Source organism: Janthinobacterium sp. LPB2021202312-11-4, assembly GCF_037049705.1.
GTDB lineage: Bacteria > Pseudomonadota > Gammaproteobacteria > Pseudomonadales > Pseudomonadaceae > Aquipseudomonas.
The window spans coordinates 52,425-66,777 of sequence record NZ_JBAGKV010000025.1 but is presented as its reverse complement, the minus strand read 5'-3'; the positions used below and the strand labels follow the sequence as shown (position 1 = coordinate 66,777).

The 14,353-nt window shown below is 60.2% G+C and carries 11 protein-coding genes; 5 read left to right on the top strand and 6 right to left on the bottom strand.

Annotated features, from left to right (window positions below):
- Nucleotides 1–24: 24 nt before the first annotated feature.
- Nucleotides 25–1,566, bottom strand: coding sequence for an NCS1 family nucleobase:cation symporter-1 (locus V5E99_RS23375; protein ID WP_499804605.1), 1,542 nt, complete (start codon nucleotides 1,564–1,566; stop codon nucleotides 25–27).
- Between the two features lie 528 nt (nucleotides 1,567–2,094).
- On the bottom strand, nucleotides 2,095–2,835 hold the full coding sequence (locus V5E99_RS23370; RefSeq protein ID WP_008027340.1) for a phosphoadenylyl-sulfate reductase: 741 nt from the start codon (nucleotides 2,833–2,835) through the stop codon (nucleotides 2,095–2,097).
- Between the two features lie 173 nt (nucleotides 2,836–3,008).
- Here V5E99_RS23370 and thrH point away from each other — a divergent pair, with 173 nt between their 5' ends.
- Nucleotides 3,009–3,626: a bifunctional phosphoserine phosphatase/homoserine phosphotransferase ThrH gene (gene thrH / locus V5E99_RS23365; protein WP_499804604.1), complete on the top strand. Its 618-nt coding sequence runs from the start codon at nucleotides 3,009–3,011 to the stop codon at nucleotides 3,624–3,626.
- Between the two features lie 148 nt (nucleotides 3,627–3,774).
- Here the strand turns inward: thrH and pabB are convergent, their stop codons facing one another.
- The 4 genes from pabB to rloA form a co-directional block, all read right to left on the bottom strand.
- Nucleotides 3,775–5,112 carry an aminodeoxychorismate synthase component I gene (gene pabB / locus V5E99_RS23360; protein WP_499804603.1) on the bottom strand — a complete coding sequence of 446 codons (1,338 nt, stop codon included), beginning with the start codon at nucleotides 5,110–5,112 and terminating at the stop codon, nucleotides 3,775–3,777.
- Nucleotides 5,113–5,288: 176 nt separating this feature from the next.
- Nucleotides 5,289–6,275, bottom strand: coding sequence for an alpha-L-glutamate ligase-like protein (locus V5E99_RS23355; protein WP_499804602.1), 987 nt, complete (start codon nucleotides 6,273–6,275; stop codon nucleotides 5,289–5,291).
- Nucleotides 6,275–7,807 (bottom strand): osmotic stress tolerance membrane protein RloB, encoded by a 1,533-nt coding sequence (rloB, locus tag V5E99_RS23350; RefSeq protein WP_499804601.1) that lies wholly within the window; start codon nucleotides 7,805–7,807, stop codon nucleotides 6,275–6,277. The genes V5E99_RS23355 and rloB overlap by 1 nt, the downstream gene beginning before the upstream one ends.
- A gap of 5 nt (nucleotides 7,808–7,812) precedes the next feature.
- The gene (gene rloA, locus V5E99_RS23345) at nucleotides 7,813–8,349 is read right to left on the bottom strand and encodes a retropepsin-like aspartic peptidase RloA (RefSeq protein WP_499804600.1); all 537 of its coding nucleotides are present in this window, start codon (nucleotides 8,347–8,349) and stop codon (nucleotides 7,813–7,815) included.
- A 303-nt stretch (nucleotides 8,350–8,652) separates the two neighbouring features.
- On the opposite strand from rloA, the gene V5E99_RS23340 reads away from it, so the two are divergent.
- From V5E99_RS23340 to acnD, 4 genes are all read left to right on the top strand, one after another.
- Nucleotides 8,653–9,375 (top strand): GntR family transcriptional regulator, encoded by a 723-nt coding sequence (locus V5E99_RS23340; RefSeq protein WP_499804599.1) that lies wholly within the window; start codon nucleotides 8,653–8,655, stop codon nucleotides 9,373–9,375.
- Nucleotides 9,372–10,262 carry a methylisocitrate lyase gene (prpB, locus tag V5E99_RS23335; protein WP_499804598.1) on the top strand — a complete coding sequence of 297 codons (891 nt, stop codon included), beginning with the start codon at nucleotides 9,372–9,374 and terminating at the stop codon, nucleotides 10,260–10,262. The genes V5E99_RS23340 and prpB overlap by 4 nt, the downstream gene beginning before the upstream one ends.
- A gap of 174 nt (nucleotides 10,263–10,436) precedes the next feature.
- Nucleotides 10,437–11,564 carry a bifunctional 2-methylcitrate synthase/citrate synthase gene (gene prpC, locus V5E99_RS23330; RefSeq protein ID WP_499804597.1) on the top strand — a complete coding sequence of 376 codons (1,128 nt, stop codon included), beginning with the start codon at nucleotides 10,437–10,439 and terminating at the stop codon, nucleotides 11,562–11,564.
- A 192-nt stretch (nucleotides 11,565–11,756) separates the two neighbouring features.
- Nucleotides 11,757–14,348: a Fe/S-dependent 2-methylisocitrate dehydratase AcnD gene (gene acnD / locus V5E99_RS23325; protein ID WP_499804596.1), complete on the top strand. Its 2,592-nt coding sequence runs from the start codon at nucleotides 11,757–11,759 to the stop codon at nucleotides 14,346–14,348.
- Nucleotides 14,349–14,353: the final 5 nt, after the last annotated feature.

Here is a 14,353-nt window from a genome sequence, read left to right as displayed (position 1 = left end):
CCGACGCTGCCGGGCCGCGCGGGATTAATGGCTGACGTTATCGACGGCGATGCTTTCACCGCTGACATCGGCGTAGTGCGGCTGCCGCTTGGCGATGATCAGATAGAGCATCCCTGCAATCCCGGCGCCAATCAGCCAGGAGAACGGCGACACGAGGTGGAAACCGGGCATCAGCGCCAGGACGATAGCGATCAACGCTGCAGGAATAAACGCCGCCACTGCTCGGAGATTGACGCCACGGCTGTAGTAATAAGCGCCATCGGGGTCTTCGCTGTACAACTGCGGCACGTTGACCTGACCTTTTCTCACAAGCCAGTAGTCGACCATGATCACGCCGTACAACGGGCCGAGCAGGGCGCCGAGACCGGAGAGGAAATACACGATCACCAACGGGCTGTTGTAGAGATTCCACGGCAGGATCAGCACGGCGATGGTCGCGCTGATCAGACCGGCGCGGCGGAAGGTCAGGTATTTCGGTGCCAGGTTGCTGAGCACGAAGGCCGGGGCGACGAAGTTGGCCATGATGTTCACCGCGACGGTGACGATCAGGAACGCCAGGCAACCGAGTACCAGGAAGAGGGTGTTGGGAATCGAGGCGATGATTTCAGTCGGGCTTTCGATGATCCGGCCATTGATCTGAAATTGCGCGCCGCAGAGCAGGACGGTGATGCTGGCGAACACCAGAATATTCACCGGCAGGCCCCAGAAATTTCCGACCTTGATGGTTTTACGGCACGGCGAGGACCGGGCGAAGTCGCAGAAGTTGAGGATCAGCGTGCCGTAGATCGACAGCCACAGCGCGCCGCCGGCAAAGATGTTGCGCCACATCTCACCACCGGTCAGCGGCTCGCGGATCGACCAGGCGATGGTCGCGTTGGCCTGGAAGTACATCCACCCGGCGAGGGAGGCGACGGTCAGCAGAATCACTGGCCCGGCGAATGCCTCGTAGCGCCGCACCATCTCCATGCCGTAGGCCAGAATCGCCAGTTGCACGAACCAGATCGCCACGAAACAGATCCAGCCCAGGGTCGAGAGGCCGAGGATCGAGTTGTGGTCGTAATCGGCGAAACCAGGATGCACCGCTGTCAGCAGCACGCGAAAGACCACCGAGGCCAGGTACGTCTGAATGCCGAACCAGGCAATGGCGATAACGGCGCGGATCAGTGCAGGAATTTGTGCCCCGTGAATGCCGAAACTGATTCGGCTGATCACCGGAAACGGCACCCCGGTTTTCTGGCCCATGTAGCCGGAGAGGTTCATGAAGCAATACACCAACGCCGCGCCGATCCCCAGGGACAGCAGGATCTGCCAGCCGCCCAGGCCCAGCGCATAAAGACCAATGGCGAATGAATAGTTGGCGATGTTGTGAACGTCGTTGGTCCACAGGGCAAAGATGCTATAGCGGCCCCAGCGCCGACCTTCAGCCTTGGTCGGCGCCAGGTCCTTGTTGTGCAGCCGGGGGCTGAGCACCACGGGGGGTTGCAGCGTTTGATCGTGAAGATTGAAGGCAGGTTGGGAGGAGGGCAGATCCAGCGCAATGTTGTTATTGGATAGGCTAGTACGCATTCCGGCAGGCTCCTGATGCTCGAACGCCGCGATGACTGTGCATGAGCGTGGGCTCGACAAATCTTCGTCGCGGGGTGGCGAGGATCACTGGTTACGGGGCATCTGCAGCCTGTACGGGATAGGGCGCTTCAGGCTTGCGGATCGAAAGTGTGTGTATGTTTTGATTGTGATTGTATACAAAACATAAGTGCACTTAAGCCAGATCTATGCCAGCTAAGAATCTAGCAAGCTACTTACTAATTTCGTTTTGTTATTGATAGACGGTAAGTTACTGAAATTAAGGTTATATAAATTGACCGATCGAACAGGTATTTATTTTTCAGCGGTATCTGTAGGAAACGTCGACTGGGGAAGTCAGGAAAGGAGGATGTAACTTTTTGGGGCGAAGAATTGAAAATTGCACACATGAATGGCACTTATGGTGACATTTGTGTGTACACATTTTTAAAGTCAAAAGATCGCAGGCTTCGCCAGCTCCTACAGGGGGATTGGTGTGTCTCTGTAGGCGCTGCCGCAGGCTGCGATCTTTTAAGCCTTGGACTTGCTGATGATATTCCCTGCATGCAGCCCGCATTCTTTCTGCGTGGCTTCTTCCCACCACCAGCGACCTTCACGCTCATGCTGGTTCGGCAACACCGGGCGGGTGCACGGCTCGCAGCCGATACTGATGAAACCCCGTTCATGCAGGCTGTTATATGGCAGCTCAAGCATGCGGATGTAACCCCAGATCTCTTCGCTGGTCATTTGTGCCAGCGGGTTGAACTTGTACAGGGTGCGCTCGGGCGTGGAGAACGCGGTGTCGATTTCCAGCACGGCGACGGCGCTGCGAGTGCCGGGGCTCTGGTCACGGCGCTGGCCGGTGGCCCAAGCCGTGACGCCGGACAACTTGCGCCGCAGCGGTTCGATCTTGCGGATGCCGCAGCATTCGCCATGGCCGTCCTTGTAGAAACTGAACAGGCCTTTTTCCTTCACGAACGGTTCCAGTTTCGTGTAGTCCGGCGACACCAGTTCGATGTCGATCTTGTAGTGCTCGCGCACTTGATCGATGAAGCGGTAGGTCTCGGGGTGCAAGCGGCCGGTGTCGAGGCTGAACACCTTGACGTTCTTGTTCAGCTTCCAGGCCATGTCCACCAGCACCACATCCTCGGCGCCGCTGAAAGATATCCACAGGTCATCGCCAAACTCGGCAAACGCGAGTTTCAGGATGTCCTGGGCGGATTTGTTGGCATAGGTCGTGGCGAGTTCCACGACGTCGAACGTTGGGCTCATCAGGGCGGCTTCCTACAGGTCGGTGGCGCTGGGCGCTCTATATGGCGTCGATGGTAACAAAATCCCACAGCCCCTGGCGCGCCCTCTGCGTTGCGCCCGCAGGCCCGAGTCGCTAGAGTTCGGCAATCTTTTTGCTCGCTCGACTCAATAATCAATACAAATGGGAGTGTCTTGTGGAAATTGCCTGTCTGGATCTTGAAGGTGTGCTGGTCCCGGAAATCTGGATCGCGTTTGCCGAAAAAACCGGGATCGAGTCCCTCAGGGCCACCACCCGGGACATTCCCGACTACGACGTGCTGATGAAGCAGCGCCTGCGCATCCTTGATGAGCATGGCCTGAAGCTCTCGGACATCCAGGAAGTGATCGCCACGCTGCAGCCGCTGGACGGCGCCATCGAGTTCGTCGACTGGCTGCGCGAGCGCTTCCAGGTGGTGATTCTGTCGGACACCTTCTACGAGTTCTCCCAACCACTGATGCGTCAACTGGGCTTCCCGACCTTGCTTTGCCATCGCCTGATTACCGACGATGCCGGGCGGGTGACCAGCTATCAGTTGCGTCAGAAAGATCCCAAGCGTCAGTCGGTTTTGGCCTTCAAAAGCCTTTACTACCGAGTGATTGCGGCGGGGGATTCCTACAACGACACGACGATGCTGGGCGAGGCCGATGCCGGGATTCTGTTCCATGCACCGGACAATGTGATTCGCGAGTTCCCGCAATTCCCGGCGGTGCACACCTTTGCGGAGTTGAAGCAGGAATTTATCAAGGCTTCCAACCGCGCTTTGACCTTGTAAACCCAATCCCCCGTAGGAGCTGTCGAGTGAAACGAGGCTGCGATCTTTTGATCTTGATTTTGCTTTAAAGAACAAGATCAAAAGATCGCAGCCTCGTTTCACTCGACAGCTCCTACGGGTCCTACGGCGCCTGCCGGGGCGAGGTTGGTTACAGGTTTTGCAGGGTCTCGAGCAGCACCTTCACCTTGGTAATCGATTCCTGATATTCGGCCTGCCACTCTGAGTCGGCGACAATCCCGCCACCGCCCCAGCAACACACCTGCCCATCCTTGACCAGCAGACTGCGAATGGCGATGGAACTGTCCATCTCGCCGCGCACGTCCAGGTACAACAACGAACCGCAGTACAACCCGCGTCGGGTCGGTTCCAGTTCATCAATGATCTGCATCGCCCGGATCTTCGGCGCACCGGTAATCGAGCCGCCGGGGAAGCTGCCGGCGATCAGGTCCAGGGCATCCTTGGTGTCAGCCAACTCCCCGGTGACACTGCTCACCAAGTGGTGCACGTTCGGATAGCTTTCCAGGCTGAACAGCTCCGGCACCCGCACCGAGCCGATGCGACAGGTGCGACCGAGGTCATTGCGCAGCAGGTCGACGATCATCAGGTTTTCCGCGCGGTCCTTGGGGCTGGCCAAGAGTTCGGCGGCGTTCGCCGTATCTTCGACCGGGGTCAGGCCACGGGGGCGGGTGCCTTTGATCGGGCGGGTTTCCACCTGGCGTTCGCTGACTTTAACGAAACGCTCCGGCGACAGGCTTAACACCGCGCCGCCCTCGGGCAGGCTCTGGAACCCGGAAAACGGCGTCGGGCAGGCGGCCCGCAACGCGCAATAGGCGGCCCACGGATCACCCTCGCATTGCGCACGGAAGCGCTGGGCGAAGTTGACCTGATAGCAGTCGCCGGACTGGATGTACTGATGGATACGTTCGAGGGCCTGGCGATATTGATCGGCGCTGAGGTCGGCGTTCATCGGTGTCTTTAGCTTGAACGGCTCGCCCGGCTCAGCGGTCGGCTGACTGAGCAGCGCGGTCAAACGCTGGCGCTCACTGTCGGGCAGTGTCGGGTGGAACACCAACTGACTGGTCAGCCGTTGGTGATCGCTGATCAACGCCCAGGCATACAAACCGAAACGCGCATCCGGCAAGTGCAGGTCGTCCTGGGCCTGGCTCGGCAGGTGTTCCAGATGACGGCCGAAATCGTAGCTCAGGTAGCCGATCAAGCCGCCGGCGAAGGGCAAGTCGTCCGGGACGGATGCTTTGCCCAGCTGTGTCAGATTGTTCCGCAGGCGTTGCAGGAAGTCCGCACCACTTTCATCCGAGCGCACGGCCAGTTGCTCCAGCGGCCAGGCGCTGAGCACATCAAAGCGTCCGCGATCAGCGGTTGGCCGGCCACTGTCGAGCAGCACGGCACCGGGGGCATGACGAATCGCCGCGAAGTACTCGGCGGGGTTGGCGCGATAGGGCAGCGGGTGTACGGAACAGGTCAACATGGGCGGGGCAGGTCAGCCATCGAGGCGGGGTGGCGATTGTAGTCCTCTGCAGGAATTGCTCCTAGAGGGGATGTCGGTGTTGGGTAGATTCGCGGCAGGGTTGAGCAGTGCCGCGCTCATGAAACCGTCTTCGCGGGCAAGCCTTGCTCCTACAAGGGGCGCGACTCGGTCCCGAATCAACCCTCAACCGGCGGAATATGCCCAAACATTTCCTGAACAAACGCCACCCGTTCCTGCGGCGTCTCGGTAATCCCGCGAGCCTTCAGCTCTTCCAGCCGCGCCTCGACCGCATGGGTGCGCAATGTCAGCCCGCAATCGTTGGCAATCTGGATGTTCAACCCCGGCCGGGCATTGAGCTCCAGAATCAGCGGGCCTTTCTCCTGGTCGAGGACCATGTCCACGCCGATGTAGCCTAGGCCGCACAGTTCATAGCAACCGGCGGCGAGTTTCATGAAACCGTCCCAGTAGGGCAGTTGCACGCCATCCACCGCGTTGGTGGTGTCCGGGTGTTTGGTGATGATGTTGTTCAACCAGGTACCGCGCAGGGTTAGGCCGGTGGCCAAATCCACGCCGACGCCGATGGCGCCCTGGTGCAGGTTGGCTTTGCCGCCCGACTGACGGGTCGGCAGGCGCAGCATGGCCATCACCGGGTAACCCATCAGCACGATGATGCGGATGTCCGGCACGCCTTCGTAGCTGATGCTTTTGAAGATCTGGTCCGGGGTCACGCGGTATTCGATCAGCGCCCGGTCGCGGTGACCGCCCAGGGAATACAGGCCGGTGAGGATGCTGGAGACATGGTGCTCGATTTCCTCATGGCTGATGATTTTGCCGGACACCGTGCGATAGCGGCCCTCGAACCGGTCGGCCACCACAATAATCCCGTCACCGCCGGCGCCCTGGGCTGGTTTGATCACGAAGTCGCTGCGCCCGCCGATGATCTGGTCGAGGTTGTCGATTTCTTTCTCGGTGGAAATGATCCCGTACAGCTCCGGCACGTTGATGCCGGCGGCGATCGCACGTTCCTTGGTGATGATCTTGTCATCGACAATCGGGTACAGGCTGCGCTTGTTGTACTTGAGCACGTAGTCCGCGTTGCGCCGATTGATCCCCATGATGCCCCGGGCTTCCAGGGCCTTCCAGGTCTTCCAGAAACCGAACATTACGAGTCAGCCTTGAGGAACGCTTTGAAGCGGATCAGCTCGGTCAGGCGATAGCCGCGATAGCGACCCATGGCCAGCATGAAACCCACCAGGATCAACAGGATCGCCGGGAAGGTGAACACGAAGTAGACCAGTTCCGGCACGCTCATGATCAGATGCGCCAAAGATGCGGCGAACAGCGTGCCGATGGCCACTTTCAGGGCATGCCCGGCACCGCGCTCTTCCCAGGTGATCGACAGGCGTTCGATGGTCATGGTCAGGATCACCATCGGGAACAGCGCCACCGACAACCCGCGCTCCAGGCCGAGTTTATGGCTGAACAGGCTGATCGCTGCGATCAGTACCACCACAAAGGTCAGCACCACCGACAGCCTCGGCAGCATTTGCAGCTTCAAATGCTCAAGGTAGGAACGCAGCGACAGCCCCAGCGCGGTGATGATGGTGAACAGCACAATCCCGAAGCCCAGTTGCGTCTCGCGGAACGCCAGGGCGATCAGCACCGGGGTAAAGGTGCCGAGGGTTTGCAGGCCGATCAGGTTGCGCAGGATCAGGATCACCAGCACGCCAATCGGGATCATCACCATGATCATGAACGTCTGCTGGGTTTGCAGCGGCAGACCGTACAGCGAGTATTCGAGGAAGTTGGCGTCGGTGTTTTCGTCGGTCAGCTTGGCCAGGCGAATGGCGTTCATTTCACTGTTGTTCAGGCTGAACGTCACGTTGGCTTTCTTGCCGCCATCGACGGTGATCAGGTTTTCATCGCCGGTCCACCACAGCAGGCGGTCGGTGGGCAGGCCCTGTTCACCAGTTTCCGGGTTGAAGTACAGCCAGTCGGTGCCATTGAAGCTGCGCAGCCACAGTTCAGGGATTTGCGGCTGGTCGGCGACCAGGCGAATGGTGTGGACTTTTTCCACCGGTACGTGGGCGATGGACAGCACCAGTTCGACGATCCGGGCTTTGTTCGCGGTGGACGGATCGCCGCCCAGCAACAACTTCACATTGTCGTCGTTGAGGTTGTTGACGCGTTTGATCGCTTCGCCAATGAAGGTTTCGACGTCGGCCGAGTGCTGGCGGATCGGTGCAAGCAGGGCTTCGGCCGCGACTTTTTCCGCGCCTTCGACGGCGATGCTGTCGCGGAAGGTCGGGCCTTTGACCTTGGATTTTTCACCGGAGTAACGCTTGGTCAGCACCAGACGGTAATAAAGGGTCTGGTTACCTTTGGCCCGGCGTGCCGACCAGGTGACCTTGCGGTTGCCATCGATCCGGTTCACCGCCACGCCGTAGTTATTGGAGATAAAACTTTCGTTCAGGCTTACAAAGTCGCGGCTCAGGGGCGGCACGAACATCTGGATCTTGACCGGGTCCTTGGCACTGGCGACGAACTCGACCTTGGCGTCGATGTTCCACAAGTCGTCCGTGGCGTCTTCGGTCACGGGAATCCCGAGCACGAAAATCTGATAGGCCGTAACTGAAATGCCCAGCACCACCAGAATGGCGATCAGGATTTTCAGGTGGAGGTTAAGAGAGCGCATTGGAATTACTCTGCGGTATGAGCGGCGTTGGCGCAGGCGGGTTTGCCAGCAGCGTATTTAAGACTGGGGTCGACCAGCGCATCGAAGCGTTTGAGCGCTTCGGAGCCGATCAGTAGCGGGTATTGGAAGGCGCTGCGGTCGGTCAGGTTCACTTCGATGCTGCGTAACGCCGAGCCCATGCAGATATCCAGCTCAATCACCGGGCGGGCCGTGTATTTCTTGCCTTCTTCCGGGTCGTAGTCACCGGCCCGGCGCTTGATTTTGCTGACCCGGGCCAGCGGTCGTTCGATCGGGTGGGAATGCGCGGCGTCGATGGCCAGGTAAAAACGCACCCAGGATTCGCCATTGCGTTTGAAGCGCTTGATGTCCCGTGCACTTAAAGAAGCAGTTTTGGCCCCGGTGTCGAGTTTGGCGGCGACTTCCAGGTCAATACCGTCCAGTGAAGCGTACTCATTGAGGCCGTACACAGTCTTTTCCCCCGCCGCGGCGAAACCGGGCAGGCAAAGAAGATAAAGGAATGTGGGGAAGGGCTTGAGTCTCATAAATCCTGGTGCGCAGCGGTCCGTACTTCGATTCAAGGCCCTGGCATCGCTGCGCAAGCTCCCTCGTATGCCTATCAGCTATTTATGACAAGCCGTGCAGATGCAGATGACAAGCAAATGCGGCCGGCATTCTAGCACGGTGGTTTTATGGCGCCAGCGCTGGCAGGAGGCTATAAACCGCTGTGCTGCTTCGTTATGGTGCGGGCGGTTATTAGACGATTGTCGACAATACCTATTTATCCTTTGACTGTTAGGCCTGTATTCGCTAGTTTTTGCCGCATTAGCTTTCAAGGTGTCGACAATATGCTGGATCAACTCGATCCCCCGGTCATTGCGCAGGACGATTCGGAAACACTCTCCGAGAACGTTTTCCGACGCATCCAGGCGGCCATCGTCAAGGGCGAGATCGCCCCGGGCAGCAAGATCTCCGAGCCGGAGCTGGCGCGCACTTATGGCATCAGCCGTGGGCCGTTGCGCGAAGCGATCCATCGCCTCGAAGGCCAGCGCCTGCTGGTGCGCGTGCCGCACGTCGGCGCGCGGGTGGTGTCGCTGAGCCATGCCGAGCTGCTCGAACTCTACGAAATCCGCGAATCCCTCGAAGGCATGGCCTGTCGTCTGGCCGCCGAGCGCATGACCGTCGAAGAAATCGACGAACTGCGCCGTGTCCTCGAAACCCACGAGCGGGACGCGGCGTTCCAGGCCGGTGTTGGCTACTACCAGCAGGAAGGCGATTTCGACTTCCACTATCGAATCATCCAGGGCAGCGGCAACCGCACCCTGACGCAAATGCTGTGCGGCGAGCTCTATCAACTGGTGCGCATGTACCGCATCCAGTTTTCCACCACCCCCAATCGCCCGCGCCAGGCTTTCGCCGAGCACCACCGGATTCTCGACGCCATCGCCGACCGTGACGGTGAACTGGCCGAGTTGTTGATGCGCCGCCACATCGGCGCCTCCAAACGCAATATCGCCCGTCACTACCAGGACGGCGCTAATAAGACAGCCACTGAACGAGGTGAGTCATGAGTTTCAACAAGAGCACTCCAGGCCAGCGTTTCCGCGATGCGGTCGCCAGCGAACATCCGCTGCAAGTGGTCGGCGCGATCAACGCCAACCACGCGCTGCTGGCCAAACGCGCCGGTTTCAAGGCGATTTACCTGTCGGGTGGCGGGGTGGCTGCCGGCTCCCTCGGTGTGCCAGACCTGGGCATCACCGGCCTGGACGACGTGCTGACCGACGTGCGCCGCATCACCGACGTCTGCGACCTGCCGCTGCTGGTGGACGTGGACACCGGTTTCGGTTCCTCGGCGTTCAACGTGGCACGTACCGTCAAGTCGATGATCAAGTTCGGCGCAGCGGCGATTCACATCGAAGACCAGGTTGGCGCCAAGCGCTGCGGTCACCGTCCTAATAAAGAGATCGTCTCGCTGCAGGAAATGGTCGACCGCATCAAAGCCGCCGTCGATGCCCGCACCGATGACAGCTTCGTGATCATGGCGCGCACCGATGCGTTGGCCGTCGAAGGTCTGGAATCGGCCCTGGATCGTGCTGCGGCGTGCATCGAGGCTGGCGCCGACATGATCTTCCCGGAAGCCATCACCGAACTGGACATGTACAAGCTGTTCGCCAGCCGCGTGAAAGCGCCGATCCTGGCCAACATCACCGAATTCGGCGCGACGCCGCTGTACACCACCGAGCAACTCGCCGCGGCCGACGTGTCGCTGGTGCTATACCCATTGTCGGCGTTCCGCGCGATGAACAAGGCGGCGGAAAACGTCTACACCGCCATCCGCCGCGACGGCACGCAACAGAACGTGATCGACACCATGCAAACCCGCATGGAGCTTTACGATCGCATCGACTACCACACCTTCGAGCAGAAGCTCGATGCGTTGTTCGCCGCGAAGAAATGAAGATCAAGAGATCGCAGCCTCGCTCCGCTCGACAGCTCCTACAGGTTGTTGCCGAACGAGGTCAATGTAGGAGCTGTCGAGTGAAACGAGGCTGCGATCTTTTCGGCATCACCCGAATAACCTGATGAATCACAATTTGCCGATTCCCTAAAAATTTCAAGATTGGAGACAGCAATGGCCGAAGCAAAAGTACTCAGTGGTGCCGGGCTCCGTGGCCAGGTGGCCGGGCAAACCGCACTGTCCACCGTGGGCCAGTCGGGCGCCGGCCTGACCTACCGTGGCTACGACGTTCGCGAACTGGCGGCTGACGCGCAATTCGAGGAAGTCGCCTACCTGTTGCTGTACGGCGAACTGCCGACCCAGGCGCAACTCGCCGCTTACGTCGGCAAACTGAGCAAGCTGCGCGACCTGCCGCAAGCGCTGAAAGAAGTGCTGGAACGCATCCCCGCCGACGCCCACCCGATGGACGTGATGCGCACCGGTTGCTCGTTCCTGGGCAACATCGAGCCGGAGAAAGACTTCAGCGCCCAGCATGACGTCACCGACCGTCTGCTGGCCGCGTTCCCGGCGATCATGTGCTACTGGTATCGCTTCAGCCACGACGGCAAACGCATCAATTGCGTGACCGACGAGGCGTCCATCGGTGGCCACTTCCTGCACCTGCTGCACGACAAGAAGCCGAGCGAGCTGCACGTCAAAGTGATGAACGTATCGCTGATCCTCTACGCGGAACACGAGTTCAACGCCTCGACCTTCACCGCCCGGGTTTGTGCTTCGACCCTGTCGGACATGTTCTCCTGCATCACAGCGGCCATCGGCTCCCTGCGCGGCCCGCTGCACGGCGGCGCCAACGAAGCGGCGATGGAAATGATCGAGCGCTTCAAGTCGCCGGAAGAGGCGATCAAAGGCACCCTCGGCATGCTCGAGCGCAAGGACAAGATCATGGGCTTCGGTCACGCGATCTATAAGGACAACGATCCGCGCAACGAGGTGATCAAGGGCTGGTCGAAAAAACTCGCGGATGAAGTGGGCGACACCGTGCTGTTCCCGGTGTCCGAAGCCATCGACAAGACCATGTGGGAACAGAAAAAACTGTTCCCGAACGCCGACTTCTACCATGCGTCGACGTACCACTTCATGGGCATTCCGACCAAGTTGTTCACGCCGATTTTCGTCTGCTCGCGCCTGACCGGCTGGGCGGCGCATGTGTTCGAACAACGTGCCAACAACCGCATCATCCGCCCGAGCGCCGAGTACATCGGCGTCGAACAGCGCAAGTTCGTGCCAATCGAACAACGCTGACCGGGGAGGGCCAGAACTGAAATCGAGCCCCCTGTAGGAGCTGCCGCAGGCTGCGATCTTTTGATCTTGATTCTCTGGCGATTCAAAAAATCGCCGAAGATCAAAAGATCGCAGCCTGCGGCAGCTCCTACACGGGATCGGAGCGATGCCTGGCCCCACCCTTTGTAACTACCGTGACCGAGTCCCGACCTGATGAACACTGAATTCCGCAAACCGCTGCCCGGCAGCCATCTGGATTATTTCGACGTCCGCGCGGCTGTCGAAGCCATTCAACCTGGCGCCTACGACACCCTGCCGTACACCTCCCGCGTACTGGCGGAAAACCTGGTGCGCCGCTGCGACCCGGCCACGCTCACCGATTCCCTGAAGCAGTTCATCGAACGCAAGCGCGACCTCGACTTCCCGTGGTTCCCGGCGCGAGTTGTATGCCATGACATCCTCGGCCAGACCGCTTTGGTCGACCTCGCCGGCCTGCGCGACGCCATTGCCCTGCAAGGTGGCGACCCGGCGCAAGTGAACCCGGTGGTGCCGACGCAATTGATCGTCGATCACTCCCTGGCCGTCGAGCGCGGTGGCTTCGATCCGGAAGCGTTCGAGAAGAACCGCGCCATCGAAGACCGTCGCAACGAAGACCGTTTTCACTTCATCAACTGGACCAAAAAAGCCTTCAAAAACGTCGACGTGATTCCGCCGGGCAACGGGATCATGCACCAGATCAACCTGGAGAAAATGTCCCCGGTGATCCAGGTGCGTGACGGCGTGGCGTTCCCGGACACCTGCGTCGGCACCGACAGCCACACCCCGCACGTCGATGCCCTGGGCGTGATCGCCATCGGCGTTGGCGGCCTGGAAGCCGAGAGCGTGATGCTCGGCCGTGCGTCGTGGATGCGCCTGCCAGAAAGCGTTGGCGTAGAGCTGACCGGCAAACTGCAATCGGGCATCACCGCCACCGACATGGTGCTGGCGCTGACCGAGTTCCTGCGCAAACAGAAAGTCGTTGGCGCCTGGCTGGAATTCTTCGGTGAAGGTGCCTCCGCGCTGACCCTCGGCGACCGCGCCACCATTTCCAACATGGCCCCGGAATACGGTGCCACGGCGGCGATGTTCTACATCGACCAGCAGACCATCGACTACCTGAAACTCACCGGTCGTGAAGACGAGCAGGTGCAGTTGGTCGAGAACTACGCCAAGACCACCGGCCTCTGGGCTGACAGCCTTAAGAACGCGCAATACGAGCGCGGCTTGACCTTCAACCTGTCCTCGGTGGTGCGCAACATGGCCGGCCCGAGCAACCCGCACGCTCGGGTCGCGACGTCAGATCTGGCTGCCCAAGGCATCTCCGGTCAGTGGGACGACGTGCCGGGCCAGATGCCGGACGGTGCGGTGATCATCGCCGCCATCACCAGTTGCACCAACACCAGCAACCCGCGCAACGTCATCGCCGCCGGCCTGCTGGCGCGCAATGCCAACAAGCTTGGGCTGACCCGCAAACCGTGGGTCAAGTCGTCCCTGGCGCCGGGTTCGAAAACCGTGGCGCTGTACCTCGACGAAGCGGGCCTGACCAATGAGTTGGAGCAACTCGGTTTCGGCATCGTCGCGTTCGCTTGCACGACTTGCAACGGCATGTCCGGCGCACTCGACCCGGTGATCCAGCAAGAGATCATCGACCGAGATCTGTACGCCACCGCCGTGCTGTCCGGCAACCGCAACTTTGACGGGCGGATTCACCCGTACGCCAAGCAAGCGTTCCTCGCATCGCCACCGCTGGTGGTCGCTTACGCCATCGCCGGGACCATCCGTTTCGACATCGAAAAAGACGTGCTGGGCGTGGTCGATGGCCAGGAAATCCGCCTGAAAGACATCTGGCCGAGCGACGAAGAAATCGACGCCGTGGTGAAAGCCTCGGTGAAGCCGGAGCAGTTCCGTCAGGTCTACATCCCGATGTTCGCCATCCACGAAGACACCGGCCCGAAAGTCACGCCGCTGTACGACTGGCGCGAGATGAGCACCTACATCCGCCGCCCGCCGTACTGGGAAGGCGCGCTGGCCGGCGCCCGTCCGCTCAAGGGCATGCGCCCGCTGGCGGTGCTACCGGACAACATCACCACCGATCACCTGTCGCCGTCGAACGCGATCATGCTCGACAGCGCCGCCGGCGAATACCTGGCGAAAATGGGCTTGCCGGAAGAGGACTTCAACTCCTACGCAACTCACAGGGGCGACCATCTCACCGCGCAGCGTGCAACTTTCGCCAACCCGAAACTGTTCAACGAAATGGTCCGGGAAAACGGCAAGGTCAAGCAGGGTTCGCTGGCTCGCGTCGAGCCGGAAGGCCAGGTCATGCGCATGTGGGAAGCCATCGAAACCTACATGGAGCGCAAGCAGCCGCTGATCATCATTGCCGGCGCCGACTACGGCCAGGGCTCGTCCCGGGACTGGGCGGCGAAGGGCGTGCGTCTGGCCGGTGTGGAAGCGATTGCCGCCGAAGGTTTCGAGCGCATCCACCGCACCAACCTGGTGGGCATGGGCGTGTTGCCGCTGGAGTTTTTGCCGGGCACCGATCGCCATACGTTGGCCATCGACGGCAGCGAAACCTACGACGTGATCGGCGACCGCACCCCGCGTGCGCAACTGACGCTGGTGATCAATCGCCTCAACGGCGAGCGCGTCGAAGTGCCCGTGACCTGCCGTCTCGACACCGCCGAAGAAGTGTCGATTTACGAGGCCGGTGGCGTGTTGCAACGTTTCGCTCAGGACTTCCTTGAATCGGCCGTCGCCGTTTAAAAATG

What these genes read in the sequence shown, in the direction of transcription:
- prpB (WP_499804598.1), top strand. Translation starts at nt 9,372, where the DNA reads ATGAGTTTCAACAAGAGCACTCCAGGCCAGCGTTTCCGCGATGCGGTC.
- V5E99_RS23370 (WP_008027340.1), bottom strand. Translation starts at nt 2,835, where the DNA reads ATGAGCCCAACGTTCGACGTCGTGGAACTCGCCACGACCTATGCCAAC.
- V5E99_RS23355 (WP_499804602.1), bottom strand. Translation starts at nt 6,275, where the DNA reads ATGTTCGGTTTCTGGAAGACCTGGAAGGCCCTGGAAGCCCGGGGCATC.
- V5E99_RS23340 (WP_499804599.1), top strand. Translation starts at nt 8,653, where the DNA reads ATGCTGGATCAACTCGATCCCCCGGTCATTGCGCAGGACGATTCGGAA.
- acnD (WP_499804596.1), top strand. Translation starts at nt 11,757, where the DNA reads ATGAACACTGAATTCCGCAAACCGCTGCCCGGCAGCCATCTGGATTAT.
- prpC (WP_499804597.1), top strand. Translation starts at nt 10,437, where the DNA reads ATGGCCGAAGCAAAAGTACTCAGTGGTGCCGGGCTCCGTGGCCAGGTG.
- rloB (WP_499804601.1), bottom strand. Translation starts at nt 7,807, where the DNA reads ATGCGCTCTCTTAACCTCCACCTGAAAATCCTGATCGCCATTCTGGTG.
- rloA (WP_499804600.1), bottom strand. Translation starts at nt 8,349, where the DNA reads ATGAGACTCAAGCCCTTCCCCACATTCCTTTATCTTCTTTGCCTGCCC.
- V5E99_RS23375 (WP_499804605.1), bottom strand. Translation starts at nt 1,566, where the DNA reads ATGCGTACTAGCCTATCCAATAACAACATTGCGCTGGATCTGCCCTCC.
- pabB (WP_499804603.1), bottom strand. Translation starts at nt 5,112, where the DNA reads ATGTTGACCTGTTCCGTACACCCGCTGCCCTATCGCGCCAACCCCGCC.